We start from the raw sequence: 838 nt of genomic DNA, 5'->3' as shown, positions 1-838 counted from the left end.
ACGGTGAATCACAAACCCTCGTCAGCGTGAATCCCTCGATTCACAAATCCTGTGCATTGCTCTAGTTTCAACAGAATATTTGTCTCAGTGAGACCTGATTCAGCACGGTCAAATTTCTGCAGCCCCGAGTTCCTCGCTTTATCTATCAGTCAAAAAGAACTAACCAGCGGTGAAGGTGCAGAGAGTCCGATATCCGTGTCCCCCCCGCCGCCAGTCTCCGGCCTTGAAGCCGCCTTTCTTGCAAACCGGCAGCAGCTTCTGCGTTTTCTGCAGGTGAGAGGTGCAGACGATGCTGCCGAGGACATTCTGCACGAAGTCTGGATTCGTCTTGCTACCAGTGGCGCCGGTCCGGTTTCGGCGCCTGTGGCCTATCTCTACAGCGCGGTAAACGCGGCCATGATCGACCGCTACCGCTCGCGGCGCCAGGCGGAAAAGCGCGAGCGCGACTGGAGCGACGTCCAGTCGGGTGAGGGAGAGGCTTCCAGCGAACCTTCGGCGGAACGCCGGCTGGCCGCTACACAGGAGGCGGCGCAGGTTCTCGCTATGCTCGACAGCCTTGGCCCGCGCATCGCCCAGACCTTTCGCCGCCACCGCGTTGACGGGATCGCACAGAAAGCAGTCGCGGCAGAACTGGGCGTGAGTCTGAGCACTGTCGAGAGCGACCTGCGCACGGCCTACCGGGCCCTCGCCGAATGGAAGGCCCGCGCCGATGGAGAGATACGATGAGGTTGCGGGTAATCGACTCCGTCTCGGTTGTGAAAGGAGCGCACCGTGGCCAGTGACGAGACAATTCGCGACGAAGCGGTCCGTGAGCAGGCTCTCGACTGGGCCGTGCGCA

1 protein-coding gene is annotated in these 838 nt (G+C 61.0%); it reads left to right on the top strand.

All coding sequences use genetic code 11. The features are described from left to right. Positions 1–195: 195 nt before the first annotated feature. Positions 196–726, top strand: a complete 531-nt coding sequence (locus tag IEX64_RS24295; RefSeq protein ID WP_188824051.1) for an RNA polymerase sigma factor — start codon at positions 196–198, stop codon at positions 724–726. Positions 727–838: the final 112 nt, after the last annotated feature.

Source organism: Novosphingobium indicum, assembly GCF_014645195.1.
GTDB classification, from domain to species: Bacteria; Pseudomonadota; Alphaproteobacteria; order Sphingomonadales; family Sphingomonadaceae; genus Novosphingobium; species Novosphingobium indicum.
The sequence above is the reverse complement of the archived record's forward strand: the minus strand, read 5'-3'. Positions and strand labels throughout refer to the sequence as shown.